Here is a 26,556-nt window from a genome sequence, read left to right on the forward strand (position 1 = left end):
TTCAAAGCCCTGCGCCGGGTCAGCCTCTGCCCCCGCCGCATCGGCGCCATCACCGCCGCTGCGCTCGTCGTCCTGCACCACGAACACGACCGCACAACATGATCAACGGCCTACTGAGAAAGGCTCAATATCTGGCCGATCCTAAGCAATTCGAGTCTGTTCAGTACCAATGAGCTGGGGAATTGCGCGGCAACTGGCCCGGATGGCACACGAACCAATGCTGATGTCGCCGCCTTCTGCCGCAGATCGAAATACAAGGTGCGAGCAGCCATGGCAGTGGAACCGTTGATAGACCGAGACACTGCGATCGCCATCCAGAGCATTAACGCCCTCCTAACCAGTATCGGATCATCGAGCTGATGCTGACTCCGACCGCTAAGCAGATTCTGATCCGCGATCACCAAAGCCTCGCTCTTCTCGTGACCGCACCAGCCGGATGCGGCAAGACAGAGGCTCTAGCTCTTAGAGTTCTTGGACTAGTTTCTCGGCAAAATATCAAACACCCGCAGAAGATTCTAGTCACAACGTTCTCAAATCGCGCGCGTGACAACGTTAGAGAGCGACTTCGTGCCCATCTTAGCGGGGCGGCTTTGCGTGACCGTGTAACGGTCTGCAATTTTCATGGACTCAGCGCTAGGATATTTCGTGCACACGCGAATGTTATTGGACTGAACCCACACGCCACCCTCCCAGAGAACGACTGGGTGGCAGAGCAGTGTCGGGCCCCGGAAGTTGACCTTCGCTGAAGCTGCCTATACACAAGAGGTCCTGCGAACTACAAAACAGCAGGGCCTCAACGACGACAACGTTGAGTCCGCCCTGGAAAGCATCGGAAACCAGCACGCGATCGAAATCGAAGCCCTCCGAAAATCGGAAGGCAGGCTGACGTACGATGATTTGCCTCGACTATCGGAGCTGATCCTCCAGAATCAACACGTCGCAGATCTGTATCGAAGCCACTTCGCCGCAGTGATTGTCGACGAATTTCAGGACCTGACACCGCAACAATTGCGGATAGTCAACAGTATCGGCTTCGGGAAGACCACATATGCGGGCGACCTCGCTCAGGGAATCTACAGCTTCGCTGGATCAGATCCAGTTTTCGTCTACGAGCGAATCCAAGAAGAGTGCCAGGGTAACCGGATTGAACTTGCTGAGTCGCACCGTTCTTCGCCCGCAGTTCTTGGGTTAGTAAATTCACTAGCTCCTATGACCAAGGGCCTAGCGCTCACTAGCGCTGATCCGCTCGCATGGCCAGGTGGTGGACTCGCCGCAGTGTTTGGGTGCGAAAGCACGGACAGGGAGGCAGCGTGGGCTACGTCGTTCGCTCGGTACACCCTTGAGCGTTCACCCTCACAGCGAATCGCTATCATAGCGAGGCTAAAGTCTCGGCGCCGCTTTGTTGACGCCGCATTCTCCGAGACGGAGCTTCCAGTACATCGATGGGACAGCGCTGTCCTCGACACCCAGACTGCGAAGATCGTGAAGTCACTACTTGCGCGGATCGATCCAGTGAGCTTCGCGAAAGCAGACGATCCCATCGAGACGCTGAGGCGTGAAGCTGGCTTCGAAAATGTTCAGGACCCCGCTGACCGAGAGTCACTAGCGGAGGCACTCGCCTGGTGTTGCGACCTACTACTCGAAGGCGAGACACCCAGTCAGATTCGCTCGAAGGTCTCCGTCGGAGATAAGGATGCGCTACTTGAGGCCCCTGGCGTGCACCTGCTAACTGGCCACATCGGCAAGGGCCAGCAGTTTGATTGGGTATTCGTGGTTGGCGCTGAGGAAGGGTGCATTCCAGACTTCCGAGCAAGTACGGAAGAGCAAATCCTTGAAGAGGCGAGGATCCTGTCTGTGATGATTTCCCGTGCGCGACACGGAGCAATTGTTACACACTCGGCCAAAGTAGCCGCACAAAACGGGACTATTTACTCCAAGCAAGGGTCACGCTTCCTAGACCTCCTCGCGTCTGCATCACCCTGTGATGGAGACGCAACAGTGAATTGGATGAAGACGACACCCTGGGACCATGCATCGGGCTAGTACGGGGAGTTGCCGCTGTGAGCGCTCAGAGCCTTGTGGAGGACATTGAGTCGGGTGAGAGGACTTAGCGACCACGCAGAGCTTCGGCATGGCCCGGATTTGCGAGGCGCCATCCGAGCCGCGTCGATCAGCCGCTCGCCGGACGGGGACCGGCCGGAGGCCGCATGCCCCGGCCGGCGGGAAGCGGCGCAGCGGCGGAGCCGTCGCCTTGAACAGGTAGAGAAAGTCTGAACCCCTCGGCTCTCGCGCGGTGTTGATCGTGGTTCGCCGCGCAGGGCGCGTTAGTCGACGCCGGACAGCAGGCCGCGGAGGATCCGGCGGAGCGCGGTCGGCAGGGGGTCGCCGCCTGCCGGGTCGGGGTTGAGCGCCGCAAGATGTGGGTGGCCGCCCTGCGCGACGACATGGGCGATGAAGCGGGCGCTGCGCATCATGTCGACGGTGGACGCCTCGGCCCGCGCGGCCGACGCGACGACGGCGTGCAGCATCGCCAAGGCCACCAATTTCTCGCTGTCCGACGCGGGATGGTCTGCGAGAACGGCGAGTACGTACTCGGTGGCCTCTATGCCGTTGGGTCCGGTCACCGGTCTGGTGAGGGTCAGCTCGGGCAGCCAGGGGTGGCGCCGATGGATCTCGCGGGCCTGGAGCCCGACGTCGACGAGGTCGTCGAGCCAGTCGCCGGTGGCGTTGTCGAGCGCGAACTCGCCCGCGACGTGATCGGCCATCAGGTCGAGCAGGTCGTCTCGGTTGTCGACGTAGCGGTAGAGGGTGCCCGCCCCCGTGCCGAGCTCGGCGGCGACGTTGCGCATCGAGACGCCAGGTAGGCCGTCGCGATCCGCCACCCGCACGGCCACCTCGGTGATCTCTTCCCGCGAACGACTTGCCGGCCGCCCCACGCCGGCACCTTCGGGCCTGAGCCAGATCAGCTCCGACGACTCCATGACACCCCCGTTTGCGAACGCCGTGCGCATACCCTGCTCTTGGGTACCGCGTTCGCGAACATTGATTGCGAACTAGCAGCGAGGAGCAGGTGGTGACTGGATCGATCAGCGTGCTCGGCTTCGGGCTTACCGTCGTCGGAGTCGGAATCGGCGTGGGGCTGGTCTTCATGGCGTTCATCAACGGGGTGGCGCGCCAGCCGGAAGCCCGCAGCGCCTTGCAGTCGGTGGCCTTCCTCGGGTTCGCCGGGATCGAGGCACTCGCGATGCTGGGCCTCGTCCTCGTGTTCGCCACTCCGGTGTAGCGAGCACACCCGTGAAGATCCTGATCCTCGCGCCCGGCACACGAGGCGACGTCGCACCGGCTACCGGGCTCGCCGCAGCGTTCATCGACGACGGTCACGCGGTCAGCATCGTGGCGAACGCGGAGTACGAGCACCTCGTGACCGCTGTAGGCGCCAACCACACCCCGATCACCGCGCCCATCGCGCCTCCGACGGACGGAGCGACCGGGAAGCCCGGCGTGCGCGGGTATCTCGGCACACTGCGCGCTTATATGGACCAGGCAGCTACCGCCGCCCTCACGGCGAGCCCCGGCGTCGGAGTCGTGCTGGCCAACGCCATCTCCCCGTACGGCCACGACATCGCCGCGGCTCTCGGTGTGCCCTCTGCCGAGGCGCTCCTTCAGCCCGCGCAGCCGAGCAGCGCCTATCCCCCAATGATCTTCTCCGGACGAGACCTCGGCGGGCTCGGCAACCGGGTCGCCGGACACCTCGCCGCCCGCATCCCGGCCCCCTACGACGCCGCCTGCGCACGGATCCGAGCCGAGCTGGGCTTACCGAAGGAACCGCGGGCGAAGGCGCAGCGCCGCCGACGAGCGCAGGGGATACGCGTCCACCACGGGATCAGCCCAGCCGTCCTCCCACGCCCGGCGGACTGGCCCGCGAGGCTGTCCCTCGACGGGTTCTGGTGGACACCGGACAGCGGCGAGCTGTCGGCCGAGCTGGAGGACTTCCTCGCCGCGGGACCGCCGCCGATCGTCGTGTCGCTGGGCAGCCTGCCCTCCGGTCACGACGCCGTAGCCGAAGCGCTACAGCGGTCCGGGATCAGAGCAGTCGTGCAGGGCATGGGCGACCTCCTCGCCGACGACCCGAACATCCTCTCCGTCGAAGACGTCCCTCACCATCTGCTCTTCCCGCGGGCCGCCGCGGTCGTGCACCAGGCCGGGGCAGGGGTCACCGCGTCGGCGCTGCGGGCCGGTGTCCCGTCGGTCCCGATTCCGATGCACACCGACCAGCCTTTCTGGGGACGACGCCTGGCAGCACTCGGAGCCGGTACCGCACCCCTGCCCGCCAAGAAGCTCCAACCCGGTGCCCTCGTCGCCGCTATCGAGACAGCACGAACCAGCAAGCAACTGCGTGCCGGTGCCCGAGCGATCGCGGCCGCGGTGCGCGACGAGGACGGAACACGGCCGCTTCGAGACTGGGTCAAGAACATCAACCGCTGACATCGGAGACCTCGCAGCGTGACCGACAGAGGGCCCGATGATCACGATGCATAGGTGTGAGCCGTCTTCGGATCTCGAACGAGACTAGGAGGCACGGACGAGCTCGATCATCGACGTTATCAAGGCGTCGGGCTCGAACGAGCCGAGCGCTCGCTCCTTGCCGGGCTTGTTCGCGTAGGCGATGACAGCGACTCCGGCGGCTCGCGCTGCCTGGATGTCCGTGATCGAGTCTCCGACGAGCACTGCCTCGGACGGCTTCGCCGCGAGGTCGTCCAGGGCTCGATAAAGCAAGACCGGATCCGGCTTCAGATCGTCGGCCCGCGCCCGAGTCCGACCGACCACCCCGTCCACCCGGCCATCAGGTCGTGACCCTCGACGAACGCACCGATCGCCGCCTCGGAGTTGTTGCTGACGATCGTGATCGTGTGATCGCTGACACGAAGGGCGGCTACGGCCTCGGCCGCACCGGGAGTGGGCGGCGCAACACGCACCGCATCAACTTCGTAGGCGGCGAGAGCGCGTTCGCCTGCCTCGGCCTGCTCGGGCTGCAGTCTCGTCCAGGCGTACCGCAGCACGTCGAACGGGTCCTCGGAATAGCTGGCGGCGTGGTCGCCCATGCGACGCCACTCCGCGACCCCGAGTGCACGACGCACCGCGTCGGCGGCGTGCCGGCTCCCCCTGCGTGCCGAAGACGGCGCAGACCGGGCCGCCGAAGTCGAGCAGGACGTGTCGCGGCTCCTCGAGGAGCCGGGTCAGGTCACCGGGAGAAGGGACGCGCGACGCTGGCCCACACGCTGTCACGGTCTCGCGCCTCGACTGGCTCGTCGTCGAGGTCCACGATCGCTTCGGCACAGCAGCCGCGAAGACGACCCGCACTGTGCTCAGCAGAATGATCCGCCTGGCCGTCCGGCACGACGTCCTGGAGCGCGACTTGGTGCGAGACGTCGGCCGGATGGAGAGCGACACCTCGTCGGCCCGCGCCCTCACCATGGACGAGGCACGTGACCTGCCGGCGCAGCTGCACGCCGATCAGCTGCCAGGACTGGGACCTGTTCGACTTCACCGACTTCATGCTCGCGACACGGATCGGCGAGGCGTCCGCGATGACCTGGGCCGCGCTCGACCTCGATGCGGCAACGGCAGAGGTCCGGGGCACTGTGGTCCGGATCAACGGTGAGCGCCTGGTGATCAAGCCGCGGCCGAAGAGCAAGAGCGGCTTCTGGAAGCTGGAGCTGCCGACCTGGGCGGTGGGGATGCTCGTGCGCCGTCGGGCCGCCGCCGCTCCGAACCGGTGGGACGCCGTGTTCACCTCGCCGAACGGCTCCGCGACCCGAGCAACACTCAGTCCGATCTTCGGAAGGTGTTCACCGACGCCGGCTACGACTGGGTGACCTCGCACGTCTACCGCAAGACCGTGGCGACGCTGATGGACCAGGCCGGCCTCACCGCCCGCCAGGCGGCCGACCAGCTCGGCCACTCCAAGGTCTCGATGACGCAGGACAACTACTTCGGGCGGAAGGTCGCGCGGACCGGAGCGGCAGCCGTCTTGGAGATCTTCGGGCCCGACACGCAGTTTGTCCGGACGAGCAGGTCGAATCCCGGATCGGGTGAACTGTCGGGTTAGCGGTGCCTGCTGCTGATCTTGTTGGTTCAAAGTTTCTCAGATGAAGCGCCTGCTCGTCGCAAGCCTGCTGACCCTTGGATTGATAGCAGCAGTGGCAGCCTGCGGCTCCAGCTCCTTCGCCCTTCGTGGCGCTGTCAGCATCGATATCAACGGCCGCTCCGTCATCGGAGGGCCGGAGATGTGCAGTGGGTTCTTCGGTTACGGCGATATCACCGAGGGCGCAGCGGTCACTGTGTACGACTCGTCGGGCAAGATCATTGCGACTGGCAAACTGCAGAAGGGAACAGCGCCCGACCGGCAGGTCTGCAGGCTCCCGTTCGAGGTAGCCAACGTGCCCGGCGGAGAAGACTTCTATCAGATTGAGGTCGCCCAGCGCGGGCGTGCGACCTTCAGCGCTGAGGAAGCCAAGTCGGGCAACATCAACATGGGCGCCGGCTAGGTCTGCATGCTCCCAGTGAAGCCAATACTGGGGTATTCCGGGGGGCTGATCATGGCCCGGACCCGGGGCCGAAGCCCTGACCTGGCGTTGGGGTGGGCCCCCAGGGGATCGAACCCTGAACCCGCGGATTAAAAGTCCGCTGCTCTGCCGATTGAGCTAGAGGCCCCGGCCGGGCCCGGGCGCTGCCCAGGTGTCGACCGCGGTCGAGCCTACTGGACGCGCGGGCGGTGGCCGGGGAGCGAAGGGCACCTCATGCGCAGAGCGGGGTCGTGGCGGCGATGGGGCGGTAGTCCAGGACTGCGCCGCCGGTCGGGAAGCCGGCGAGGTCGTCGGCCACCAGGGGCCTCACGCCTGCCACGTAGCCGTGCGCGCCGCCGGCGCCGAACGGATCATGACCGGCGTCCCAGCAGCGCGAGTCGAAGGTCGTGAACTGCCCGCCGCAGTGGGTACACGCTGAGCTCGTCGGAGACGCCGAGCTCGGCCTCGTCGACACGGCCGGGCAGGACGGTCCTGTGGCCGGGTGCTCGATCACCTGCGAGGGCACCGGCATCACTGTGCGGGAGGGAGCCGCCGCTGGGCTGGGTGCGGCGAGTTCGGGCGGTGCAGGGGAGGCCGAACAGGCGGCCGACAGCGCCAGACCGAGCCCGACCACCGTCCTTCGGCAGGCCCTCACCCCCTCGTCCCACACCGCCGTGACGCGCACGTGGACAATGGGATCCCGTGACACTGCTGGACATCCCTGAGAGCATCACCCGCCCGGTGCTGCCGCCGCTGCGCATCGGCCGCCACGAGGTGGCCACGCCGGTCGTGCTGGCGCCCATGGCGGGTATCACGAACCCGGGGTTCCGGCGGCTGTGCCGCGAGCAGGGGGCGGGTTTCTACGTCTGCGAGATGATCACCTCGCGCGGGCTGGTCGAGAAGAACCCGCTGACCTTCCGGATGATCGCCTTCGACCCGGACGAGCAGCCGCGGTCCATGCAGCTCTACGGCGTGGACCCGGCGGCGATGGGGCAGGCCGTGCGGATGATCGTCGAGCGCGATCTCGCCGACCACATCGACATGAACTTCGGCTGCCCGGTCCCCAAGGTCACGCGGCGGGGCGGCGGGGCCGCGCTGCCGTTCAAACGGCGGCTGTTCGAGCGGATCGTGCGGGCCGCCGTCGACAACGCCGGGGACCTGCCCGTCACCGTCAAGATGCGGATCGGCATCGACGACGACCACCACACCTACCTCGAGGCCGGCCGGATCGCGGCCGAGGCCGGGGTGGCGGCCGTCGCGCTGCACGCGCGGACGGCGGCGCAGCGCTACTCGGGCCAGGCCGACTGGTCGGCGATCGCGCGCCTGCGCGACCACCTGCCCGCCGGGCTCCCCGTCCTGGGCAACGGCGACATCTTCAGCGCCGACGACGCGCTCGCCATGGTCCGCGAGACGGGGTGCGACGGCGTCGTCGTCGGGCGGGGATGCCTGGGCCGGCCGTGGCTGTTCGGGGACCTCGAGGCCGCCTTCGCCGGCCGGCCGCTGCCCACCCCGCCGAACCTGGCCCAGGTCGCGGCCACGCTCCGCAGGCACGCCTTGCTGCTGTGCGAGCACATGGGTGACCACAAGGGCATCCGGGACGTCCGCAAGCACATCGCCTGGTACCTCAAGGGCTTCGCGGTCGGCGGCGAGCTGCGGCGCAGCCTCGGCATGGTCGAGAGCATCGACCAGCTCGACGAGCTCCTCGCCCAGCTCGACCTCGACCAGGAGTTCCCGGCCGACGCCGAGGGTCCGCGCGGGCGCCAGGGCTCGCCGGGCAAGGTCGTGCTCCCCGAGCACTGGCTCGACGACGCCGACGACCCGTCCGTGCCCTTCGGCGCGGAGCTGGAGCACTCCGGCGGGTGACCTCACGGGCGGACGCGCTGTGGATCACCGCTCGCCCGGACGGGTGGAGTGGGACGCGAACGGGTAGGAACGTCCCGTCCGTCTCAAGAACCACACCCGTCACGACGACGATAGGGGCAGCAGGGGGGTGATCGCGATGGACGGCATGACGACGGTGCGGACCTTGGTGCACGACGCACCGACGGTCACGGACACCCCGCCGGCGTCCCCGCGCAACCGCGCCGCCCTGCACACCGCCGCCGCCGAGCGCCTGGCCGCCGAGGGTGAGTGGGAGCAGGCCTACGGCCACCTCCACGCCGCGCTGCAGCTCCTGCACGGCGACGAGCCCCTGCCCGACGCGCACGACGAGCTCGACCGCCTGCGCCGCGAGCACGCCGAGGCCCGCGAGCAGAGCCGCCGGGACAGCCTCACCGCCAGCTACAACCGCCGCTACCTCGACGAGCGGCTCGCCGCCCTGCTGGCCGACCTCGACGGCACGCCCTTCCGCACCACCGGGCTGTGCCTGGCCCTGGTCGACATCGACCACTTCAAGCTGGTCAACGACACCCACGGACACCTCTTCGGCGACCGCGTCCTGCAACGGATGGTGACCGAGCTGGACGCCGCGCTACCCGAGGGCGGCTTCTGCGCCCGGTACGGCGGCGAGGAGTTCGCGCTGGTCCTCCCCGGCCGCGACCTCGCCCAGGCGGTGGAGATCAGCGAGCAGGCGCGGGACCGGATCGCCCGGCACGACTGGTCGGACCTGCACCCCGACCTCCGGGTGACCGTGAGCATCGGGGTGGCGCACGCGGCAGGGCGGATCGCCGAGGTCGAACGCCTGATCGGTGAGGCGGACATGCTGCTCTACACGGCGAAGGAGGCGGGGCGGAACGCCGTCGCGTACCGGGCCTCGCGCGGCGGCCGGGTGCGGCTCGCCGGAGCGGCCGGGGCGCGCCGGTCCATACCCCAGCCGGTTCGCACGACCGGCTGACCCTCCGCCGGTCGGAGCATCACGACTCCGTAAACTCGACCGCGGGGCGGACACTGCCGGTGACGGCTACTCCGCCCTTCCCGCTGTCGGTGGGCCGGAGGTGACGTGCAGGACGAGGACGACCGGCGGTCGCGGGGTTCCCGCGCGGGCCGGCGCGCCCGGGGAGACGGGCCTCCCCCTGCGGACGACGTCCTCGCCCGGCTCGGCATCCGCGCCGCGGAGGAACCCGGACCCGACCCGTGGCGCGCGCAGGGCGACCTGCCGCGGCGCGCCCCCGAGGACTTCTCCAACGGCTCCGGGGAATCCGGTGGGTACGGCAGCGCGTCGCGGGGTGACGGCCGGAACCCGGGCACCCCGGGTGCCCCGTGGTCCACCGCGCAGGCCGACGCCGACGAGCGAACCCGGCACCGCGGCGCCGCCGGCGATCGCTCCGCGTCCGGCCGCGAGCGCAGCGGCGACGCCTCCGCGAACGGGTACGGCGCGAACGGGACGTCGCACAACGGCACCGGACGGAACGACGTCGGCCGGAACGGATACGGATCCGACGGGAACGGACCCGCCCCGAACGACCGGACCGGGTACGGGCCCGCGAATGGCAGCCAGGCCGGGGACCCGCAGTTCGGGAGCCGGCGGAACGGCGCCGGGCTCGACGGCTACGGGTCGGCCGGCGGCGGGCAGCTCGCCGGCGGGCAAGGAAACGGGAGCCGGGGCGAGCGCCGCCCGGGGGCTCCGAACGTGCAGCCGTCGCGCACCGGCGGCGCTCCGCGCGGTGGGTTCCCGCCCCGGCCCGGCACTCCCGACCCCGCCGCGACCACCGCGATCCGCCGGCCGGGAGCAGAGCCGCGGCGGCCCGCCGATCCCGCGGCCGGCACCGTCGGCATCCCCACGGGCGCTGCCGGGACACCGACCCGCCCCCGCAACGGCATGCCCATCGACTCCGCGACAGGCACCGTCGGAATTCCCGGCACACCGACCCGCCCCCGCAACGGCACGCCCGCCGACTCGGCGGCGAGCACCCTCGGCGTCCCCGCGGGCACTGTCGGGGCACCGACCCGCCCCCCGAACGGGGCGCCCGACCCCACCACCGGGCCCCGGCGTCGAGCGGCCGGTAGCCCACCGCCGCCGACCACCCCTCGCACCCCCGGCCGTCCCGGCACTCCGGATGCTCCCGGCGCCGGACAGCCGAGCCAGCCGGGCCTGCCGACCGGCACGGGACCCCAGGCTCCCCTGCCCCCCACCGGGAACCCCGAGCGCCCGGCATCCTCGACGAACCCCGGCGCGCCGTCCCAGCCGGGGGAATCGACCACCCGTCTGCGCGCGCGATCGGGACCGGACACGCCCGGCCACCCCCTCCGTCCGCCCCGCGGTGACGACACCGCCCTCGTCCCCCCGGTCGGCGACGACGACCCGGCCGACGGCGACGGCGACGACGCACTCGCCGACCGCACCCGCGCGATCGACGCGAGCCTCACCCGACTGACCGCCGCCCACGCCGGCGTCGACCTCGAGGACGACGACGGCGATGAGGACACCGACAGCGACACCGAGGAGGACGAGGCCCCCCGGACGCGGCGCGCCGACCGCCGGGCCGCGACGGACACCCCGACGACGCCCCCGTCCCGCCTCGCCCTCGCCGGCCGGATCACCGCGGCCGCGCTGGCGCTCCTGACCTTCCTCGGCGTCGCGCTGAGCTGGGGCGCCACCCGCTGGATGGACTCGACGATCCGCTCGGTCGCCGCGCTCGATCCCGAGGCCGGGGTGATCGACGCCAAGGGCCAGGCCGGCGACGACAACGTGCTGGTCCTCGGCACCGCCTCCGGCAGCTCGGGCACCCCGGCGGCCACGGGCGAGCGCACGGACACGTTGATGCTCGCGCACATGGCGGCGGGCGGGGACCGGGTCGTCGGCGTCTCCTTCCCGTTGGACCTGGAGATCAACCGGCCGCCCTGCCCGCGCTGGGACCCCGCGGCCGCGACCTACCTCGACGAGACCGTCCCCGCCGAGACCCGCACCGCACTGTCGTCGGCCTACGCCGTGGGCGGACCGCGGTGCCTCGTCCGCACGGTGCAGCAGCTGACCGGGATGTCCGTGACCCGCTTCGTCGCACTGGACCTGCCGGGCATCGCGGGCATGGTCGACGCGATCGGGGGCGTCGACGTCTGCGTCGAGCAGCCCGTCGACGACCGCACGCTCGGCACCGTGATCCCGCGGCCCGGCACCACCCGTCTCGACGGGGCGCAGGCCGTCCGGTTCGCCGAGGCGGCGTCCGTGCCGACCGACCCCTCCCCCGCGCTGGGCCAGCTGCAACGCCAGCAGCGGCTGCTCGCGGCCACCTTCCGCGAGGCCCTCTCCGCCACGACCCTGCTCTCCCCGAGCACGACCCGGGACTTCGCCGGTGCGCTCGGCCGCAGCATGCTGGCCGACGACGTCGGCGTGCACGAGATGGTCCGGCTGACCTCGGCGCTCGACCGGCCGAATGCCGACGGCGTGACCTTCCTGCCGCTGCCCGTCTCGGCGGTGCCGAACACGCGCGGGAACCTGGAGCTGCGCGACACCGAGTCGTCCCGGCTGTTCTCCGCGCTGCGCAAGGACCAACCGCTGCCCACCACCACGACACCGGTGGCGTCCGCCGAGGGGCCGAAGCCCGCCGACGTCACGGTCGGGGTGGTCAACGCCGCCGGCCGCGACGGGCTCGGCCGCCAGGTCGGCGACGCGCTGCGGTCGCTCGGCTTCGGCGTGGGCGAGGTCGGCAACGCCGCGCAGCCCGCCGCCGACACGGTCCTGCGCTTCTCCCCGGACCGCGCCGACGCCGCCGAGCTGCTCGGCGAGGTCGTCCCGGGCGCCCGGCTGGTCCAGGACCCGGGCAGCACGGGCACGCTGCAGCTCGTACTCGGCAGGTCCTTCGACGGCACCGTCCGCGCCCCGGTGACCGACACCGCCGCCCCGGCCGCGCAGGCCGCTCCGGCCGCGTCCTGCGGCTGAGCGCGCCCCGAGCGTTCATCGCCGGTTCACGTCCTGATGCTGTGCGCCCGATGGCACCCCTTTACCCTCGGACCATGCGCGACGCCTACACCGAACAGCTCGACGAGCTCGCCGACGCCCTCGCGGGGATGTGCGAGGACGTCGCGACGGCCATGGAGAAGGCGACCCGCGCACTCCTCGACGCGAACCTCCGGCTGGCGGAGGAGGTCATCGACGAGGACATCCGGATCGACGAGATCCGGCACTCCGCCGAGGAGCGGGCCTTCGCCCTGCTCGTCCTGCAGGCCCCGGTCGCGACGGACCTGCGGATCGTCGTCTCCGCGATCCACGGCGCCGGGGATATCGAGCGGATGGGCGACCTGGCGCTGCACGTCGCGCAGGCCGCGCGGCGCCGCCACCCCCAGCCGGTGCTGCCCGAGGAGATCGCGCCGTACTTCGCCGAGATGGGCCGGGTCGGGGTCGCGCTGGCCCGCAAGGCCGGCGCGGTCATCCGCAGCCGCGACCTCGCGGCCGCCGCCGAGCTCGAGTCGGACGACGACGCGATGGACGACCTGCACAAGCACATGTTCACGGTGCTGATGGACCGGAACTGGGACCACGGTGTGGAGGCGGCGGTCGACGTCACGCTGCTCGCCCGGTTCTACGAGCGCTACGCGGACCACGCCGTCGCCGTCGCGCGGCGGATCGTCTACGTCGTCACCGGACAGATGCCGGGGCCGCTCGCCGTCTGATCGCCGCCCCCGCGTTTGGGGCACCCCGTGATCGGGCTACACAGGTGCATGTCGGATCATGTGTACCGCGTCACCGAGATCGTCGGCACTTCCCCCGAGAGCGTCGAAGCGGCGATCTCCAACGGTGTGAGCCGTGCCCACGAGACACTCCGCGGGCTGGACTGGTTCGAGGTCACGGAGATCCGCGGGAACCTGCAGGACGGGACCGTCGACTACTTCCAGGTCGGCCTCAAGGTGGGCTTCCGCCTCGACGCGTAGGACGTCCGCCGTTCATCGGCCGTTCACGCGGACCCGGCCGTGGTCGTCCGTCCCGTTTCCTAGGCTGACCCGGTGGCACGGGAGACCCTGGACGGCAACACCGCCCAGCTACAGGCGCTGCTCGGCGAGATGGGCGACGCCGTCGTGGCCGCGTTCCGGGCGGCCTGCACCGCTCTTCTCGACCGGCACCCCCGGCTCGCCGAGCGGGTGATCGAGGGCGACCCCGCGATCGACGACCTGCGGGCGCGGATCGAGGTGCTCGCCACCGAGACGATCACGATCTTCGCGCCCGTCGGGCCGGACATGCGCGTGGTCGTGGCGGCGATCCAGTCGGCCCACGAGCTGGAGCGGGTGGGCGACCTCGCCCAGCACATCGCCGAGGCCGCGCGGCGTCGGCACCCGGACTCGTGCGTCCCGGAGGAGGCGCGGGACATCCTCGTGGAGCTCAGCACGCAGGTCGGCGCGATGATGAGCAAGGCCGTGACGGTGCTCCGCACCCGCAACGTCATCCTCGCCCTCGAGCTCGAGTCCGACGACGACCGGGTCGACGCGCTGCACCGCGACCTGTTCACGCTGATGTTCGGCGAGCGCTGGACCTGTGGCATCCCCGCCGCCGTGGACCTGACGCTGCTCGCGCGCTTCTACGAGCGCATCGCCGACCACGCGGTGTCGCTCGCCGAGCGCACCGTCTACGTCGTCACGGGCCGGCACCCCGAGGCGCTGCAGCTCTGACGCGCAGCCCCGAGAACGCCGGACGCCGGCGGTGGTGCACCGCCGGCGTCCGTTCGCGCAGGTCCTCGGTCGGCTCAGCCGAACCGGCCGGAGACGTAGTCCTCGGTCGCCTTCTGCTTCGGCTGCGAGAAGATCGTCTTGGTCTCGTCCATCTCCACGAGGTGCCCGGGCTTGCCGGTGCCCTCGATGTTGAAGAACCCGGTGAAGTCGCTGACCCGTGCCGCCTGCTGCATGTTGTGGGTCACGATGACGATCGTGTAGTCGGTCTTCAGCTCGTTGATCAGGTCCTCGATCGCGAGCGTGGAGATCGGGTCGAGCGCCGAGCAGGGCTCGTCCATGAGCAGCACGTCGGGCTGCACCGCGATCGCGCGCGCGATGCAGAGCCGCTGCTGCTGGCCACCGGACAGGCCCGAGCCGGGCTTGTCGAGGCGGTCCTTGACCTCGTTCCACAGGTTGGCGCCGCGCAGCGAGCGCTCGACGAGCTCGTCGGTCGCCTTCTTGCCGGCGCGCTTGTTGTTGAGCTTCTGCCCGGCGATGACGTTCTCGTAGATCGACATCGTCGGGAAGGGGTTCGGCCGCTGGAAGACCATGCCGATCTGCCGGCGCACCCCGACCGGGTCGACGCCCGGGCCGTACAGCTCCTTGCCGTCCAGGGTCAGGCTGCCCTCGACGCGAGCGCCCGGGATCACCTCGTGCATGCGGTTGATGGACCGCAGGAAGGTGGACTTGCCGCAGCCGGACGGGCCGATCAGCGCCGTCACCGTCTTGGGCTTGATCTCGATGTCGACGCCCTCGACGGCGAGGAACGAGCCGTAGTAGATGTTCAGGTTCTTGGCGTGGACCGCTTTGCTCACGTCGCTACCTCTGTCAACGGGTCTTGGGGGCGAACAGCTTGGCGACGAGCCGCGCCAGCAGGTTCAGGACGAGGACGATGATGATCAGCACGAGGGCCGAGGTCCACGCGCGGTCGACGAAGGGCTCGCGCGGGACGCCGGGGGCCGCGTAGGAGTTGTACGCGAACACCGGCAACGTGGTCATGCGGCCGCTGAACGGGTTGAGGTTCACCCCGGTCGTCAGGCCCGCGATGATCAGCAGCGGGGCCGTCTCGCCGATGACGCGGGCGATCGCCAGGGTCACGCCCGAGGCGATGCCGGCGATCGACGTCGGGATGACGACCTTGACGATCGTGCGCCACTTCGGCGTCCCGAGCGCGTAGGCCGCCTCGCGCAGCTCGTTCGGGACGATCTTGAGCATCTCCTCGGTCGAGCGCACGACCACCGGGATCATCAGGATCGACAGGGCGACCGCGCCGCCGAAGCCGAAGCGGATGCCCGGGCCGGCGAAGAGCGCGAAGAAGGCGAAGGCGAACAGGCCGGCGACGATCGACGGGATGCCCGTCATGACGTCGACGAAGAACGTGATGGCCCGCGCCAGCCGGCCCTTGCCGTACTCCACCAGGTAGACGGCGGTGAGGATGCCGATCGGGATGGACATGACGGCGGCCAGCGCCGTGATGATCAGCGTGCCCATGATCGCGTGGTAGCCGCCGCCACCCGCGCCGACGACGCCGCGCATCGAGTTGCCGAAGAAGGCCCCGTCGAAGCGGGCCAGCCCGTTCTGGATCACGGTGACGACCACCGAGATCAGCGGGATCAGGGCGATCAGGAAGGCGACGGTCACCACGATGGTGACGACGCGGTCCGTGGCCTTGCGACCGCCCTCGACGAAGCGCGAGACCACGTACGTCGCGCCGGCGTAGAGGAGCGCGCCGAGCACCAGCGTGAGCCCGATGCCGAAGTTGCCGGTGGCGGCCAGGATGCCGCCCACCACGACCAGGGAGGCGACGAGGATGCCCCACGGGGCCCAGCGCGGGAGCTCACCGCGCACGAGCGGCATCGGGACGACGGCCTGCTCGGTGAGCTCGCCGTCCGTCCGGGCGCGGTCGGTGTCGGTGCGGGTGTCGCTGGTCATCAGTTCGCCCCCGAGAACTCGCGCCGCCGGTTGATGATCCAGCGGGCGATGGAGTTGACGAGCAGGGTGATCACGAAGAGCACCAGGCCGGACGCGATCAGGGTGTTCACCGCGACGCCCGTGGAGTCGGGGAACTGCAGGGCGATGTTCGCCGCGATCGACGACGGGTTGCTCGAGCTGATCAGGTTGAAGGTGATGATGCCCGAGCCGGACAGGATGATCGCGACGGCCATCGTCTCGCCGAGCGCGCGGCCGAGGCCGAGCATGGCGCCGGAGATGATGCCGGAGCGGCCGAACGGCAGCACGGCCATCCGGATCATCTCCCAGCGCGTGGCGCCGAGGGCCAGGGCGGCCTCCTCGTGCAGCTTCGGCGTCTGGAGGAAGACCTCACGGGAGACGGCGGTGATGATCGGCAGGATCATCACCGCGAGCGTCACGCCGACGACGAGCATCGTGCGGCCGGTGGCCGACACCGGCCCGGCGAACAGCGGGATCCAGCCGAGGTAGTCCTGCAGCCAGGTCATGAACGGCAGGGAGGCGGGGGCGAGGACGGCCACGCCCCACAGGCCGTAGACGATGCTGGGCACCGCCGCGAGCAGGTCGACCACGTAGCCGAGCCCCTGGGCGAGGCGGCGCGGCGCGTAGTGGGTGATGAAGAGGGCGACGCACACCGCCAGCGGCGTCGCGATCACCAGCGCGATCAGGGCGGAGAGCAGCGTGCCGAAGACCAGCGGGCCGATGTAGACGGCCAGGTTGCGGCCGCCGGGCAGCTCCTCCGGCGAGGCGGTGAAGGCCGGGATCGCCTGGGCGATCAGGAAGACCGCCACGCCGGCGAGAACGATGAGGATCAGCACGCCGGCGCCCGTGGCGGACCCGGCGAAGATCCGGTCGCCGAGTTGACGGACGGGCCTGGTCGACGGGGTCACCGTCGTCGGGGTCGTGGTTGGGGCGCTCACGGCGTCCTCTCTGCGAACGGGTGGGGGGCACCGGCCGGGGCCGGGCGGTCGCGGTCAGACCCCCCGGCCCCGCCGGCTCACGTGCTCATCAGGCGATGGAGCTGACCGCCGGCGTGATCTGCTGGCGGATCGCGTCGGTCAGCGGGGCCGAACCGGCGGCCTGCTGCGCGGCCTGCTGCCCCTCCGGGCTGATCACGTAGCTCAGGTACGCCTTGACCAGCCCCGACTTGGCGGCGTCGGAGTACTTGCTGCACGCGATCGCGTACGAGACGAGCGAGACCGGGTAGGCGCTCGCGTCGGTCACGGTGCGGTTGAGCTTGAACGCGAAGGCGTTCGGGCCGCCGTCGGAGACCCGCTCGGAGGACTCGAGAAGCTTGGCCGCCCCGTCCGGGGTCGGGCCGACGTACTGGTCGCCGACCTTGATCTTCGCCTGGCCGAGTCCCTGGGCCTGGCTCTCGTCCGCGTAGCCGATGGTGCCCTGGCCCGCCTTGACCGCGCCGACGACCCCGGAGGTGCCCTGCGCGGCCTCGCCGCCCTGGACCGGCCAGCTGTCGCTGACGTCGTGCGGCCAGTCGGCGCCGGCCGCGGCCTTCAGGTAGTCGGTGAAGTTCTGCGTGGTGCCGGACTTGTCCGACCGGTTGACCGGCGCGATCGCGGTCGACGGGAGGGTCACGCCCGGGTTGTCCGCGGCGATGGCCGGGTCGTTCCAGGTGGTGATCTTCTTGTCGAAGATCTTCGCGAGGGTGGCCGGCGAGAGCTGCAGGTTGTCCACGCCCGGCAGGTTGTAGACGACCGCGATCGGCGAGACATAGACCGGGACCTCGACGATGTCGCCGCCGCAACGCTGCTGGGCCTTGGCCACCTCGTCGCCCTTGATGTAGGCGTCGCTGCCCGCCCAGTCCACGCCGCCGGCGATGAACTGGGTACGGCCCGCGCCCGAGCCGGACGGGTCGTAGTTGATCGTGGCGCCGGGGTTGCTGCCGGTGAAGCCTGCGACCCAGGCCTGGGTGGCGGCCTGCTGGGTGCTGGCGCCGGCGCCGGAGATCGTGCCCGACACGTTCGCCGACGGGGCGGCGGACGCCCCGCCCGACGACGAGCCCTCGTTCGCCGCGCCACAGCCGGCGAGCACGATGGCTCCACTGGCCGCCAGGCCGACGGCGGCGATCCGCGCGCGCTTCGGGCGCATGGTCTTCACTGCTGGTTCCTCCGTGTTCGGGTTGCCGGTCGGAACCGGCCGCACAGACGACCCGGGAGGGCCGCTCGGCGACGAACGCTAAGTGCGTCCGGTGGACGCTCGGCCCACTGCGAATGAACGGAGGATGAACAGGTAACCCGAACGGCACGGGCTTCATCCCGTGCCCGACTCCACGTGACCGGCCCGTGACCTGCGGCGTGACGTGCCGCACGGACCGGTGACACCCGGCTAGGTTCGGATCACGAGGAGTACATGACGTCCGAGGTGTGGACGGCGAAGCCGAGCTTCTCGTACACCCGCACGGCGGGCGCGTTGTCCGCTTCGACATAGAGCAGCACGGTGTCGAGCCCGCGCCCGGCGAGGTGGTGCAGGCCGGCCAGGGTGAGCACCCGGCCGAGGCCCCGGCCGTGCGCGGCCGGGTCGACGCCGAGCACGTAGACCTCGCCCATCGACGGCTCGGTCGCCGTCGGCGGGTGCACCTTGGTCCAGTGGTAGCCGAGCACCGTGCCCGCCGGGTCGTTCGCGTCGACCGCGAGCAGGAAGCCCTCGGCGTCGAACCACTCCTCGGCCTCGCGCTCGCGGACCTGGTCGACGGTCCAGCCGCCCTGCTCGGGGTGCCAGTCGAACGCGGCGTTGTTCACGCGCAGGAACTCGGCCTCGTCCTCGCCCACGACGAAGGGCCGGATCGTGACGCCTTCGGGCACGGTCAGCGCGGGCAACGGGCCGGCGTCGGGCGTGCGTCGCATCTGCCACAGCACCCGGGCGCGCTCGAGGCCCCGGGACGCGGCGAGAGCCGCGGCGGCCGGGAGGTCGCCGTGCGCCCAGACGTCGAGCTTCGCGGCCCGGGCGGTCAGCTCGGCGAGCAGCGCCGCGCCGATCCCGCGGCGGCGGTGGTCGGGGTGGACGGCCAGCTCGGCCGACGTGCCGTCGAGCTGGGCGTACCCGGCGACGACGTCCTCGGCGCCGGTGAACTCGCTGCCCGCCCGATCGGTCGCGGCGGCGGTCCCGACCACGAGGTGCACGACGCCCTCGCGCGCGCCCCCGCGAAGGTTGAGCAGGAACTGCTCGGAGAAGGGCTCGCGCCCGTCGGCCCGCTCCGCCGCCTCGGCCAGGGCGCGGACGCCGGCCGTGGTGACGGTGTCGATCTCGGACAGGACCCGGACGGCGCTCACCGGGACGACCCTACCCGCGGGCCGACGCGGCGCGCCCTGCGCGAAGGACCGGTGCCGACGATCGGTGGCGACGGTCAGCGCATCGGGTGGAGGCCACGGAGGGCGGCTCGGTCGCCGTCGTCGTCCGTGTCGGTGTCGCTCTCCTCCGGGATCCCGCCGGCCGGCACGCCCAGCCCGGCACGGCCGGGGCGGACGAACTTGTAGCCGACGTTGCGCACGGTGCCGATCATCTGCTCGTGCTCCGGGCCGAGCTTCGCTCGCAGCCGCCGCACGTGGACGTCGACGGTGCGGGTGCCTCCGAAGAAGTCGTAGCCCCAGACCTCCTGCAGCAGCTGGGCGCGGGTGAACACCCGGCCAGCGTGCTGCGCGAGGTACTTGAGCAGCTCGAACTCCTTGTAGGTCAGCTCGAGCAGGCGCCCGCGCAGCCGCGCCGCGTAGGTCGCCTCGTCGATCACGAGCTCGCCCAGGACCAGCGCGCCGCCCGCGTTCGCGGAGTCGGCGCCCGGGCGGGACTTGAGCAGCCGCAGGCGCGCGTCGACCTCCGCGGGTCCCGCGGACGGGAGCAGGATCTCGTCGACCACCCACTCACCGGAGACGGCCACGAGTCCGCCTTCGTTGAGCACGGCGATGACGGGAACGTCCGTGCCCGTGCTGCCCAGCAGCCGGCACAGGCTCCGGGCGGCGACCAGGTCGGACCGTGCGTCGACGAGGACCGCGTCGTGCGGGCCCGCGTCGAGCAGGGCCGCCACCTCGGGCGCCGCGGTGCGCACGCCGTGCGGGAGCAGGGTCAGCGCGGGGAGCACCGAACCGGGGTCCGTATCCGCTGTCAGCAGTAGCAGTTCCACCGCTGCCTCCTCTCCAACCGGGGATATCGACGGCGGACACCACGCCCGGCGTCCGTCGTTCGCATCACGGGGGGCGACGCCGACCTCCGTTCCGCACCGCGCGACCCGGCGGGTCCGTCACGCGGATCGGTCAAGAATAGGCGAGCGGCGGGCGCGGGCACGAGTTCCGCGAGCCAGCTCACCCCGTTCGACGGGCCCGTGCGCTGCGGAAATACCGGTGCATGAGCAATTCGCCCACCCGGACGCGGGTCTGGTTTCACCCGCGTTACGCCGCCGTCAAAGCGGTGTGACGGACGGCGGGTGGCAGGCCCGGCGTACGCGCCGTCGGCGGGGGTCTCTAGGTTGGCTCGCGCGACGCGTGCGAGCCGGAGGTCCGAGAGTGAAACGCCTGATCGTCGCGGTGCTGGTCCTCGCCGGGGTCCTGGTCGCCGCGGACTACGCCACCGCGGCGGCCGCGGAGTCGGTGGTGTCCCGCGAGCTGCGGGACCGCCTCGGCCTGGCCGACGACCCCTCCGTCCGGATCAACGGCTTCCCCTTCCTCACCCAGGCGGTGTCGGGTGAGTACCGCTCGGTCGAGGTCCGCGCGGACCGCCTCCAGGTCGGCGACCTGCACAACGTGCAGTTGCGCGCCGACCTGCGCGACGTCGAGGCGCCGCTGTCGGGCCTGCTCGGCTCCGGCACGCCCGGGCTGCGGGTGACCAGGGCGGAGGGCGCGGCCCGGGTCGGCGCCGACGACCTGCAGCGGATGCTCCCGGGCGTCGAGCGGTTCAGCGTCGGCAACATCGACGCCAACGGCATCGCCGACGTCGTGGACAAGGGCGGCGACCCCACGATGCGCCAGCTCGACCCGGACTCCGTCGCGCGGCTCTCCGGCACGGTGACGATCGCCGGGAAGGAGTACCAGCCCGTCGTCCTGGCCGAGCTCCAGGTCGCCGACGGCGTGATGCGGATCGTGCCGCGTGACGTCCGGGGCAGCGACGGCGACCCGCTGCCCGACGCGATCACCGAGCTGGCGAAGCAGACCTTCGCGCTGCGCATCGACCCGGGCGGTCTGCCGTTCGGCGTGGTGCCCACGAAGCTCCAGGCCCGCGACGGCACGCTCGAGATCTCCGGCGAGACGCGCGACGTCGTCATCGGGGCCCTCCCCGGATCGGGTGCGGCCGGCTGACCCGGGAACATCGCGGCGGGCGGCCGGGTTGGCCCGGGACATGAGCGGCACGGGACTCGTGGTCCTCCTCGCGGCGCTGGCCCTGGCAACCGCGGTGGGGCTGGTGCTGCGGGCCCGCAACGGCCGGGTGCGGACCACGACCGGCGCCGGCTCCCCGGACGGCTGGGCCCTCACCGGGGCGGCCCCCGACGGGGCGGAACAGGTGCTCCTGCTGCAGCTCTCGTCGCCGGTCTGCACGCCCTGCCGGCAGACGGCGGGCGTGCTCGGCGAGCTGGCCGCGACCGAACCGGGCGTGCGGCACGTCGAGATCGACGTCGCCGACCGGCCCGACGTGGCCCGGGCCCTCTCGGTCATGCGGACACCCACCACGATCGGCTTCGACCGCGCCGGCCGTGAGCTGCTGCGGGTGTCCGGTGTGCCCCGCCGTGCCGAGCTCGACGCGGCCCTGGCCCCCGAGCTGCGCGGACGTCCGGCGTGACGGGCGTCCATCTTCCGGGACGCCGCTCCCGCCGACCGGACGTTTCGGTTACCCTCGCTGCCGTGAACTGGCCGCTGACCCGACGCCGCGCAGTCGACCTGTGCCGCGTGGCCGGCTGCCTGTGTCGGCCCTCCTGAACCGACCACTCTCGTCGAGAACCTCAGGAGTACCCGCATGTCCGCACCGGACGGGTCCGGCGCGCCCGCGCGCTCGACCGACCCGCCCCTGGATCCCCGTGGCGTCCGCTTCGCCGCGGGACTGACCACCGTCGTCCTGGCGCTGGTCCTCGTCAGCGGCAGCGGCTGGCTCGCCGCCGCGCAGGCACTGGTGTTCGCGGCGGGCGCGTTCGCCGGCATGCGGTTCGCGCCCTACGGCGTGCTCTACCGGCTGGCGGTCGCGCCCCGCCTGGGCCCGCCGGCCGAGCGCGAGGCGGCCGCACCGGTCCGCTTCTCCCAGACCGTCGGCTTCGTCTTCGCCACGGTCGGCGCGGTCGGCTACCTCTCCGGGCTGACCGTGCTCGGGATCGTCGCCACGGCGTTCGCGCTGGTGGCGGCGTTCCTCAACGCCGCCTTCGGCTTCTGCCTGGGCTGCGAGATGTACGGCCTGCTCGCCCGGGCGCGCGCCGCACGCGCCTGACCCCACCACCGTTCACCATCGACACCGACACACAGGAGTGACACAACCATGAGCCGCGAGGACGTCCTGGTCACCGCCGACTGGGCGGAGAAGAACCTGGGCACCGAGGGCGTCGTGTTCCTCGAGGTCGACGAGGACACCACCGCCTACGACGGCGGCCACCTCCCCGGTGCCGTCAAGATCAACTGGACGACCGAGCTGCAGGACCCGGTCCGCCGCGACATCGTGTCGCAGGAGCAGTTCGCCGAGCTGCTGTCGAGCAAGGGCGTCGCCAACGACGACCTGGTCGTCCTCTACGGCGGCAACAACAACTGGTTCGCCGCCTACGCGTACTGGGAGTTCAAGCTCTACGGCCACGAGAAGGTCGTGCTGCTCGACGGCGGCCGCAAGAAGTGGGAGCTCGACGGCCGCACGCTGACCACGGACGTGCCCGAGCGTCCCGGCACGAGCTACACCGCCAAGCCGGCCGACGCCTCCATCCGCGCCCTGCGCGACGAGGTCGTCGAGGCGATCGGGACCAAGAACCTGGTCGACGTCCGCTCGCCCGACGAGTTCTCCGGCAAGATCCTCGCCCCGGCGCACCTGCCGCAGGAGCAGTCGCAGCGGCCGGGCCACATCCCGTCGGCCATCAACATCCCGTGGTCGAAGGCGGCCAACGAGGACGGCACCTTCAAGTCCGACGAGGAGCTCACCGCCCTGTACGGCGAGGCGGGCTTCGACGCCGGCAAGTCGACCATCGCCTACTGCCGCATCGGCGAGCGTTCCAGCCACACGTGGTTCGTGCTGCGCGAGCTGCTGGGGCACGCGGACGTGAAGAACTACGACGGCAGCTGGACCGAGTACGGCTCGCTCATCGGCGTGCCGATCGAGCTGGGGAGCAAGTGACCTATGTGTGGAGCACCTGACCAGGCGGCGCTGCTGCCCGCCGGGACCGACCTGACCAAGGAGACCGTGCTGGCCGGGCGTGTCGTGTCCGGCGACAAGCCGGTCGGCGGCGCGTTCGTGCGGCTGCTCGACGGGACCGGCGAGTTCACGGCCGAGGTCGTGTCGTCGGCCTCCGGCGACTTCCGGTTCTTCGCCGCGCCGGGCACCTGGACCGTCCGGGCGCTGTCCCGCAGCGGCAACGGCGAGGCCACGCTCTCGCCGGAGTCACCGGGCCTGCACCGCACGGAGATCGCCGTCGCCTGACGGACCCGCGACATCCACCGCCCCGGCCACCCCCGTGGTGACCGGGGCGGTGCCGTCTCCGCGAGTCGGGGTCCGGGCTTCCGCGAGTCGCGGTCAGACCGCCGGGGGCGCCGGGGCCAGGCGCGCGGCGGTCACGTGCGCGACGACGACCGCGACGATGACCAGCGGCATCACGACCAGCCCGTCCGTGCCGAGCAGCAGCGTCGCCAGCAGCACCGAGGTGAGCGGCAGGCGCAGCATCACCGTCGCCATCGCGCCGATGCCGATCGCCACCCCGGCCACGAGCGGCAGCCCGGGCAGGTGCGACAGCAGCAGACCGCCCGAACCACCGATGAAGAGCGCGGGGAAGATCGGGCCGCCGCGGAAGCTCGCGAGACAGAGCGCGTACGCCAGCGCCTTCGCGACGAGCACGACGGCCAACGCGGTGGGCGCCCAGCCGGCCTGGCCGGCCAACAGCCGGCCCAGGCCCTCCTGCCCCGAGAACAGCACGAACGACGCGTCGTGCCCGCTCAGGGCCGCCGCCAGCACCGCCAGCCCGGCCACGACCACCCCGATCACCGGGCCTGCCACCACGATCCGCGGCTCGGCCTGCCGCCGCACCACCGCGGTCAGGCGGTGGATGCCGGTGCCGACCAGGGCCGCCAGCAGGCCGGCCAGCACGGCCCACCCGAACTGGACGATGTCGGTCCGGCCGAAGGGCGGGAGGCCGGGGAGGGTCAACGAGGCCGTCCCGAGCCCCGTCAGCGAGTCCAGCCCGAGGAAGATCAGCGACCCGATCCCGGCCGCCAACAGCCCGGGCAGCAGGATCACGCCCAGAGCCGCGCCCGCGGCCAGGGACGCCTCCATCAGGAGGAACGCCCCCGGGATCGGCGAGCCCAGCAAGGTGCTGATCGCCGCGAAGCTGCCCGTGGCGGCGAGGACCGCGGCAGCGCGGCCGTCGGCGCCCTTGCGGGCGGCCTGCAGCGCCAGCACGCCCAGGCCGCCGCCCAGCGCGATCAGGGGCGCCTCCGGGCCCAGGACCACCCCGAGTCCCAGTCCGACGAGCGCCGCCAGCAGGATCCCGGGCAGCTCGCGCGGGACCGGCGTCGTGCCGGTGTGGAAGCCGTCGGCCGGAGAGTGACCGCCATGCCCCGGCAGGTAGCGGATGACGACGCCGACGGCCAGGCCCGCGACGGCCAGGAGCAGGAACGGCCACCACACCGGCGCGGCGGCGAAGCCGAGGGCGTGCGGTAGATCGGTGTACGTCCACCGCTGGAGCCCGGTGACGAGCTGGAGGAAGAAGTACGCCGCCGCCGAGATCGGCACCCCGACGATCGCGCCGAGCAGCAGAAGCCGGGTGTAGCCGGCCGAGCGGAGGACGGCCTCGGGGGAGAACGGTGCCGCCGCCCCCGTCCCGGTGCCCGTCCTCGCGGCCTCGTCCGCCTGGGCCATCACCGCACTCCCGTCGTCGCGCCGGTCGCCCACCCTCTCGGAGCGGACGCGCGGGCGGCACCGCCCGGAGCGGGTGACTCAGCCGTCCTCGGCGGCCGACGCCGCGGTCCGGTCGCGGGCCCGCACGGCGGCGGCGGCCATCCGTTCCGGGCCGCTCGTCAGCGCCCGCCGCCAGGGCGGGACGCCGTCGATCTCGATCTCCAGCGAGAAGCTGAGGAACGTGCGGATCGCGACGATCAGGCCGAGGATGCCGACGTTCTGCAGGGTCGGCTCGACCGCGATCGTGCGGAGCAGGTCCGCGGCGACCAGCACCTCGATCGCGAGCAGGAGCGTGCCGCCGAACGTCTCGCGCAGCGTCTGGTAGCCGTCGCGGCCGCGGCCGGTCGTGATCCACACGCGGGCGACACCACCGCCGACCAGACCAGGCCGAGCACCAGGACCGCGGCGCCGAGCACCTCGAAGGCCACCGCCGCGCCATCCATCAGCCGGACGACCGTCGTCTCCGGCTCGGCCGCGAGCCCACCCATTCCGCCTCCCGCCCGGCAGCCTGGTCCGGACGGAGGCGCGCCGCCCTCACCCGGGGCGGGCGAACGGGGGGTCGGCGGGACTATGCTCGCCCGCCGTGCACTGGTTCTTCACCGTGCTGCTGATCGCGGCGAGCGCCGGCACGGTCGCCTTCACCGGCTTCCTGCTGCGGCGCCTCTTCACGACGGCGCCCGACGCCGCCGCCGCGCTCGCGGCTCGACCGACCGAGGAAGTCCCGGAGGAGCCCTCCGCATGACGCAGCCCGACGGCAACGACGTCCCCACCACGATCACCGGCCCCGTCAACGCCGCGCCGGACTCGCCGCAGCGCAACCGGCCGCAGTGGGACGACCTGCCGGTGCCCGACGACACCGCCAACCTCCGGCAAGGTCCGGACCTGCACGAACAGTGCGTCGGCCTGCTCCCGCTGATCGGCGTGTGGCGCGGGACCGGCGAGGTCGTCTACCCGACGATCGACGGGCCCTTCCACTTCGGCCAGCAGCTCGTGTTCGCGCACGACGGCCGTCCGTTCGTCTCGTACGAGGCCCGGGCCTGGCTGCTCGACGAGGACGGGAAGGTGATCCGGCCCGCCGCGCGCGAGACGGGGTTCTGGCGCCCCCAGCCCGACGGCTCGCTCGAGGTCCTCATCGCCCACGCGACCGGGATCATCGAGGCCTGGTACGGCGAGAAGGGCGACCTGCGCTCCTGGCAGATCGAGACCGACGCCGTGGTGCGCACGCCGTCGGCGAAGGACGTCGTCGCGGCCAAGCGTCTCTACGGCCTGGTCAACCAGGGCGACCTCGCCTACGTCGACGAGCGGGCGATGGAGGGCCAGCCGATGCAGCCGCACATGTCGGCGCTGCTGCACCGGGTGGCGGGCTGAGGGTGAG

General features: G+C 71.4%; 32 protein-coding genes, 1 tRNA gene and 1 pseudogene. 22 read left to right on the top strand and 12 right to left on the bottom strand.

Translation table 11 applies throughout. The features are described 5' to 3' along the window. From LWC35_RS23320 to LWC35_RS23325, 3 genes and pseudogenes are all read left to right on the top strand, one after another. Nucleotides 1-102 (top strand): annotated as a pseudogene (locus LWC35_RS23320) (IS5/IS1182 family transposase); the annotation flags it as partial. A gap of 257 nt (nucleotides 103-359) precedes the next feature. Beyond that, a complete protein-coding gene (locus tag LWC35_RS41030) occupies nucleotides 360-746 on the top strand; it encodes a UvrD-helicase domain-containing protein (protein ID WP_372463084.1) in 387 nt (128 codons plus the stop codon). Continuing rightward, nucleotides 733-2,043: a UvrD-helicase domain-containing protein gene (locus LWC35_RS23325; RefSeq protein WP_232872383.1), complete on the top strand. Its 1,311-nt coding sequence runs from the start codon at nucleotides 733-735 to the stop codon at nucleotides 2,041-2,043. Before LWC35_RS41030 ends, LWC35_RS23325 begins: the two co-directional genes overlap by 14 nt. 281 nt (nucleotides 2,044-2,324) lie before the next feature. Here the strand turns inward: LWC35_RS23325 and LWC35_RS23330 are convergent, their stop codons facing one another. Further along, nucleotides 2,325-3,011, bottom strand: coding sequence for a TetR/AcrR family transcriptional regulator (locus LWC35_RS23330; protein ID WP_308194642.1), 687 nt, complete (start codon nucleotides 3,009-3,011; stop codon nucleotides 2,325-2,327). Nucleotides 3,012-3,073: 62 nt separating this feature from the next. Between LWC35_RS23330 and LWC35_RS23335 the strand changes: the two genes are divergently transcribed. Next, nucleotides 3,074-3,283: an ATP synthase subunit C-like protein gene (locus tag LWC35_RS23335; protein WP_372463085.1), complete on the top strand. Its 210-nt coding sequence runs from the start codon at nucleotides 3,074-3,076 to the stop codon at nucleotides 3,281-3,283. Nucleotides 3,284-3,294: 11 nt separating this feature from the next. After that, nucleotides 3,295-4,485, top strand: coding sequence for a glycosyltransferase (locus LWC35_RS23340; RefSeq protein ID WP_232872386.1), 1,191 nt, complete (start codon nucleotides 3,295-3,297; stop codon nucleotides 4,483-4,485). Nucleotides 4,486-4,569: 84 nt separating this feature from the next. Here the strand turns inward: LWC35_RS23340 and LWC35_RS23345 are convergent, their stop codons facing one another. Together LWC35_RS23345 and LWC35_RS23350 are read right to left on the bottom strand one after the other, a co-directional pair. Continuing rightward, nucleotides 4,570-4,836 carry an HAD family hydrolase gene (locus LWC35_RS23345; RefSeq protein ID WP_308194643.1) on the bottom strand — a complete coding sequence of 89 codons (267 nt, stop codon included), beginning with the start codon at nucleotides 4,834-4,836 and terminating at the stop codon, nucleotides 4,570-4,572. Further along, nucleotides 4,791-5,102: an HAD family hydrolase gene (locus tag LWC35_RS23350; RefSeq protein ID WP_232872388.1), complete on the bottom strand. Its 312-nt coding sequence runs from the start codon at nucleotides 5,100-5,102 to the stop codon at nucleotides 4,791-4,793. Before LWC35_RS23350 ends, LWC35_RS23345 begins: the two co-directional genes overlap by 46 nt. Before the next feature lie 384 nt (nucleotides 5,103-5,486). On the opposite strand from LWC35_RS23350, the gene LWC35_RS40430 reads away from it, so the two are divergent. From LWC35_RS40430 to LWC35_RS23365, 3 genes are read left to right on the top strand one after another with little or no spacing between them, the layout of a single operon-like run. After that, nucleotides 5,487-5,876 (top strand): site-specific integrase, encoded by a 390-nt coding sequence (locus tag LWC35_RS40430; RefSeq protein ID WP_232872389.1) that lies wholly within the window; start codon nucleotides 5,487-5,489, stop codon nucleotides 5,874-5,876. Next, the gene (locus tag LWC35_RS23360; RefSeq protein ID WP_232872390.1) at nucleotides 5,846-6,109 is read left to right on the top strand and encodes a tyrosine-type recombinase/integrase; all 264 of its coding nucleotides are present in this window, start codon (nucleotides 5,846-5,848) and stop codon (nucleotides 6,107-6,109) included. The genes LWC35_RS40430 and LWC35_RS23360 overlap by 31 nt, the downstream gene beginning before the upstream one ends. Nucleotides 6,110-6,149: 40 nt before the next feature. Continuing rightward, the gene (locus tag LWC35_RS23365; protein WP_232872391.1) at nucleotides 6,150-6,548 is read left to right on the top strand and encodes an LPS-assembly lipoprotein LptE; all 399 of its coding nucleotides are present in this window, start codon (nucleotides 6,150-6,152) and stop codon (nucleotides 6,546-6,548) included. Between the two features lie 93 nt (nucleotides 6,549-6,641). Here the strand turns inward: LWC35_RS23365 and LWC35_RS23370 are convergent. Beyond that, a tRNA-Lys gene (locus LWC35_RS23370) sits at nucleotides 6,642-6,714 on the bottom strand. A gap of 554 nt (nucleotides 6,715-7,268) precedes the next feature. Between LWC35_RS23370 and dusB the strand changes: the two genes are divergently transcribed. From dusB to phoU (LWC35_RS23400), 6 genes are all read left to right on the top strand, one after another. Beyond that, a complete protein-coding gene (dusB, locus tag LWC35_RS23375) occupies nucleotides 7,269-8,429 on the top strand; it encodes a tRNA dihydrouridine synthase DusB (RefSeq protein ID WP_372463086.1) in 1,161 nt (386 codons plus the stop codon). Nucleotides 8,430-8,565: 136 nt separating this feature from the next. Next, nucleotides 8,566-9,399, top strand: coding sequence for a GGDEF domain-containing protein (locus LWC35_RS23380; protein ID WP_372463087.1), 834 nt, complete (start codon nucleotides 8,566-8,568; stop codon nucleotides 9,397-9,399). Nucleotides 9,400-9,504: 105 nt separating this feature from the next. Then, nucleotides 9,505-12,381: an LCP family protein gene (locus tag LWC35_RS40435; RefSeq protein WP_232872392.1), complete on the top strand. Its 2,877-nt coding sequence runs from the start codon at nucleotides 9,505-9,507 to the stop codon at nucleotides 12,379-12,381. A gap of 74 nt (nucleotides 12,382-12,455) precedes the next feature. Beyond that, entirely contained in the window at nucleotides 12,456-13,112 is a 657-nt protein-coding gene (gene phoU, locus LWC35_RS23390) for a phosphate signaling complex protein PhoU (protein WP_232872393.1), read from the top strand. 48 nt (nucleotides 13,113-13,160) lie between these two features. After that, on the top strand, nucleotides 13,161-13,370 hold the full coding sequence (locus LWC35_RS23395; RefSeq protein WP_232872394.1) for a dodecin: 210 nt from the start codon (nucleotides 13,161-13,163) through the stop codon (nucleotides 13,368-13,370). A gap of 72 nt (nucleotides 13,371-13,442) precedes the next feature. Continuing rightward, a complete protein-coding gene (gene phoU / locus LWC35_RS23400) occupies nucleotides 13,443-14,102 on the top strand; it encodes a phosphate signaling complex protein PhoU (protein WP_232872395.1) in 660 nt (219 codons plus the stop codon). Nucleotides 14,103-14,176: 74 nt separating this feature from the next. Here phoU (LWC35_RS23400) and pstB read toward each other — a convergent pair whose 3' ends face one another. The 6 genes from pstB to LWC35_RS23430 form a co-directional block, all read right to left on the bottom strand. Continuing rightward, the gene (pstB, locus tag LWC35_RS23405; RefSeq protein WP_232872396.1) at nucleotides 14,177-14,956 is read right to left on the bottom strand and encodes a phosphate ABC transporter ATP-binding protein PstB; all 780 of its coding nucleotides are present in this window, start codon (nucleotides 14,954-14,956) and stop codon (nucleotides 14,177-14,179) included. A gap of 13 nt (nucleotides 14,957-14,969) precedes the next feature. Continuing rightward, nucleotides 14,970-16,073: a phosphate ABC transporter permease PstA gene (gene pstA / locus LWC35_RS23410; RefSeq protein WP_372463088.1), complete on the bottom strand. Its 1,104-nt coding sequence runs from the start codon at nucleotides 16,071-16,073 to the stop codon at nucleotides 14,970-14,972. After that, complete coding sequence (gene pstC / locus LWC35_RS23415; RefSeq protein ID WP_232872397.1) at nucleotides 16,073-17,029, bottom strand: phosphate ABC transporter permease subunit PstC; 957 nt, start codon at nucleotides 17,027-17,029, stop codon at nucleotides 16,073-16,075. Before pstC ends, pstA begins: the two co-directional genes overlap by 1 nt. Before the next feature lie 88 nt (nucleotides 17,030-17,117). After that, nucleotides 17,118-18,215, bottom strand: a complete 1,098-nt coding sequence (gene pstS, locus LWC35_RS23420) for a phosphate ABC transporter substrate-binding protein PstS (RefSeq protein ID WP_232872443.1) — start codon at nucleotides 18,213-18,215, stop codon at nucleotides 17,118-17,120. A gap of 248 nt (nucleotides 18,216-18,463) precedes the next feature. Beyond that, the gene (gene mshD, locus LWC35_RS23425; protein ID WP_232872398.1) at nucleotides 18,464-19,396 is read right to left on the bottom strand and encodes a mycothiol synthase; all 933 of its coding nucleotides are present in this window, start codon (nucleotides 19,394-19,396) and stop codon (nucleotides 18,464-18,466) included. A gap of 74 nt (nucleotides 19,397-19,470) precedes the next feature. After that, complete coding sequence (locus tag LWC35_RS23430; RefSeq protein ID WP_232872399.1) at nucleotides 19,471-20,241, bottom strand: winged helix-turn-helix transcriptional regulator; 771 nt, start codon at nucleotides 20,239-20,241, stop codon at nucleotides 19,471-19,473. Nucleotides 20,242-20,620: 379 nt separating this feature from the next. Between LWC35_RS23430 and LWC35_RS23435 the strand changes: the two genes are divergently transcribed. The 6 genes from LWC35_RS23435 to LWC35_RS23455 all read left to right on the top strand — a co-directional run bounded on the left by LWC35_RS23435 (nucleotide 20,621) and on the right by LWC35_RS23455 (nucleotide 23,711). Continuing rightward, nucleotides 20,621-21,409: an LmeA family phospholipid-binding protein gene (locus tag LWC35_RS23435; RefSeq protein WP_232872400.1), complete on the top strand. Its 789-nt coding sequence runs from the start codon at nucleotides 20,621-20,623 to the stop codon at nucleotides 21,407-21,409. A gap of 40 nt (nucleotides 21,410-21,449) precedes the next feature. Continuing rightward, nucleotides 21,450-21,887, top strand: coding sequence for a thioredoxin family protein (locus LWC35_RS23440; protein WP_232872401.1), 438 nt, complete (start codon nucleotides 21,450-21,452; stop codon nucleotides 21,885-21,887). A 62-nt stretch (nucleotides 21,888-21,949) separates the two neighbouring features. Beyond that, nucleotides 21,950-22,024 (top strand): Ms5788A family Cys-rich leader peptide, encoded by a 75-nt coding sequence (locus LWC35_RS41035; RefSeq protein WP_358202161.1) that lies wholly within the window; start codon nucleotides 21,950-21,952, stop codon nucleotides 22,022-22,024. A gap of 37 nt (nucleotides 22,025-22,061) precedes the next feature. Then, on the top strand, nucleotides 22,062-22,523 hold the full coding sequence (locus tag LWC35_RS23445) for a DUF4395 domain-containing protein (RefSeq protein ID WP_232872402.1): 462 nt from the start codon (nucleotides 22,062-22,064) through the stop codon (nucleotides 22,521-22,523). A 48-nt stretch (nucleotides 22,524-22,571) separates the two neighbouring features. Continuing rightward, on the top strand, nucleotides 22,572-23,408 hold the full coding sequence (locus LWC35_RS23450; RefSeq protein ID WP_232872403.1) for a sulfurtransferase: 837 nt from the start codon (nucleotides 22,572-22,574) through the stop codon (nucleotides 23,406-23,408). 3 nt (nucleotides 23,409-23,411) lie between these two features. Continuing rightward, on the top strand, nucleotides 23,412-23,711 hold the full coding sequence (locus LWC35_RS23455; protein WP_232872404.1) for a DUF1416 domain-containing protein: 300 nt from the start codon (nucleotides 23,412-23,414) through the stop codon (nucleotides 23,709-23,711). Nucleotides 23,712-23,804: 93 nt separating this feature from the next. Here LWC35_RS23455 and LWC35_RS23460 read toward each other — a convergent pair whose 3' ends face one another. Further along, on the bottom strand, nucleotides 23,805-25,142 hold the full coding sequence (locus LWC35_RS23460; protein WP_232872405.1) for a chloride channel protein: 1,338 nt from the start codon (nucleotides 25,140-25,142) through the stop codon (nucleotides 23,805-23,807). A gap of 78 nt (nucleotides 25,143-25,220) precedes the next feature. Continuing rightward, entirely contained in the window at nucleotides 25,221-25,538 is a 318-nt protein-coding gene (locus LWC35_RS23465; protein ID WP_232872406.1) for a DUF1622 domain-containing protein, read from the bottom strand. Nucleotides 25,539-25,764: 226 nt separating this feature from the next. On the opposite strand from LWC35_RS23465, the gene LWC35_RS23470 reads away from it, so the two are divergent. Together LWC35_RS23470 and LWC35_RS23475 are read left to right on the top strand one after the other, a co-directional pair. Further along, nucleotides 25,765-25,923: a hypothetical protein gene (locus LWC35_RS23470; RefSeq protein ID WP_156067801.1), complete on the top strand. Its 159-nt coding sequence runs from the start codon at nucleotides 25,765-25,767 to the stop codon at nucleotides 25,921-25,923. Beyond that, nucleotides 25,920-26,549: a heme-binding beta-barrel domain-containing protein gene (locus tag LWC35_RS23475; protein ID WP_232872407.1), complete on the top strand. Its 630-nt coding sequence runs from the start codon at nucleotides 25,920-25,922 to the stop codon at nucleotides 26,547-26,549. The genes LWC35_RS23470 and LWC35_RS23475 overlap by 4 nt, the downstream gene beginning before the upstream one ends. Nucleotides 26,550-26,556 lie beyond the last annotated feature (7 nt).

The organism is Pseudonocardia kujensis, from assembly GCF_021283305.1.
GTDB lineage: Bacteria > Actinomycetota > Actinomycetes > Mycobacteriales > Pseudonocardiaceae > Pseudonocardia > Pseudonocardia kujensis.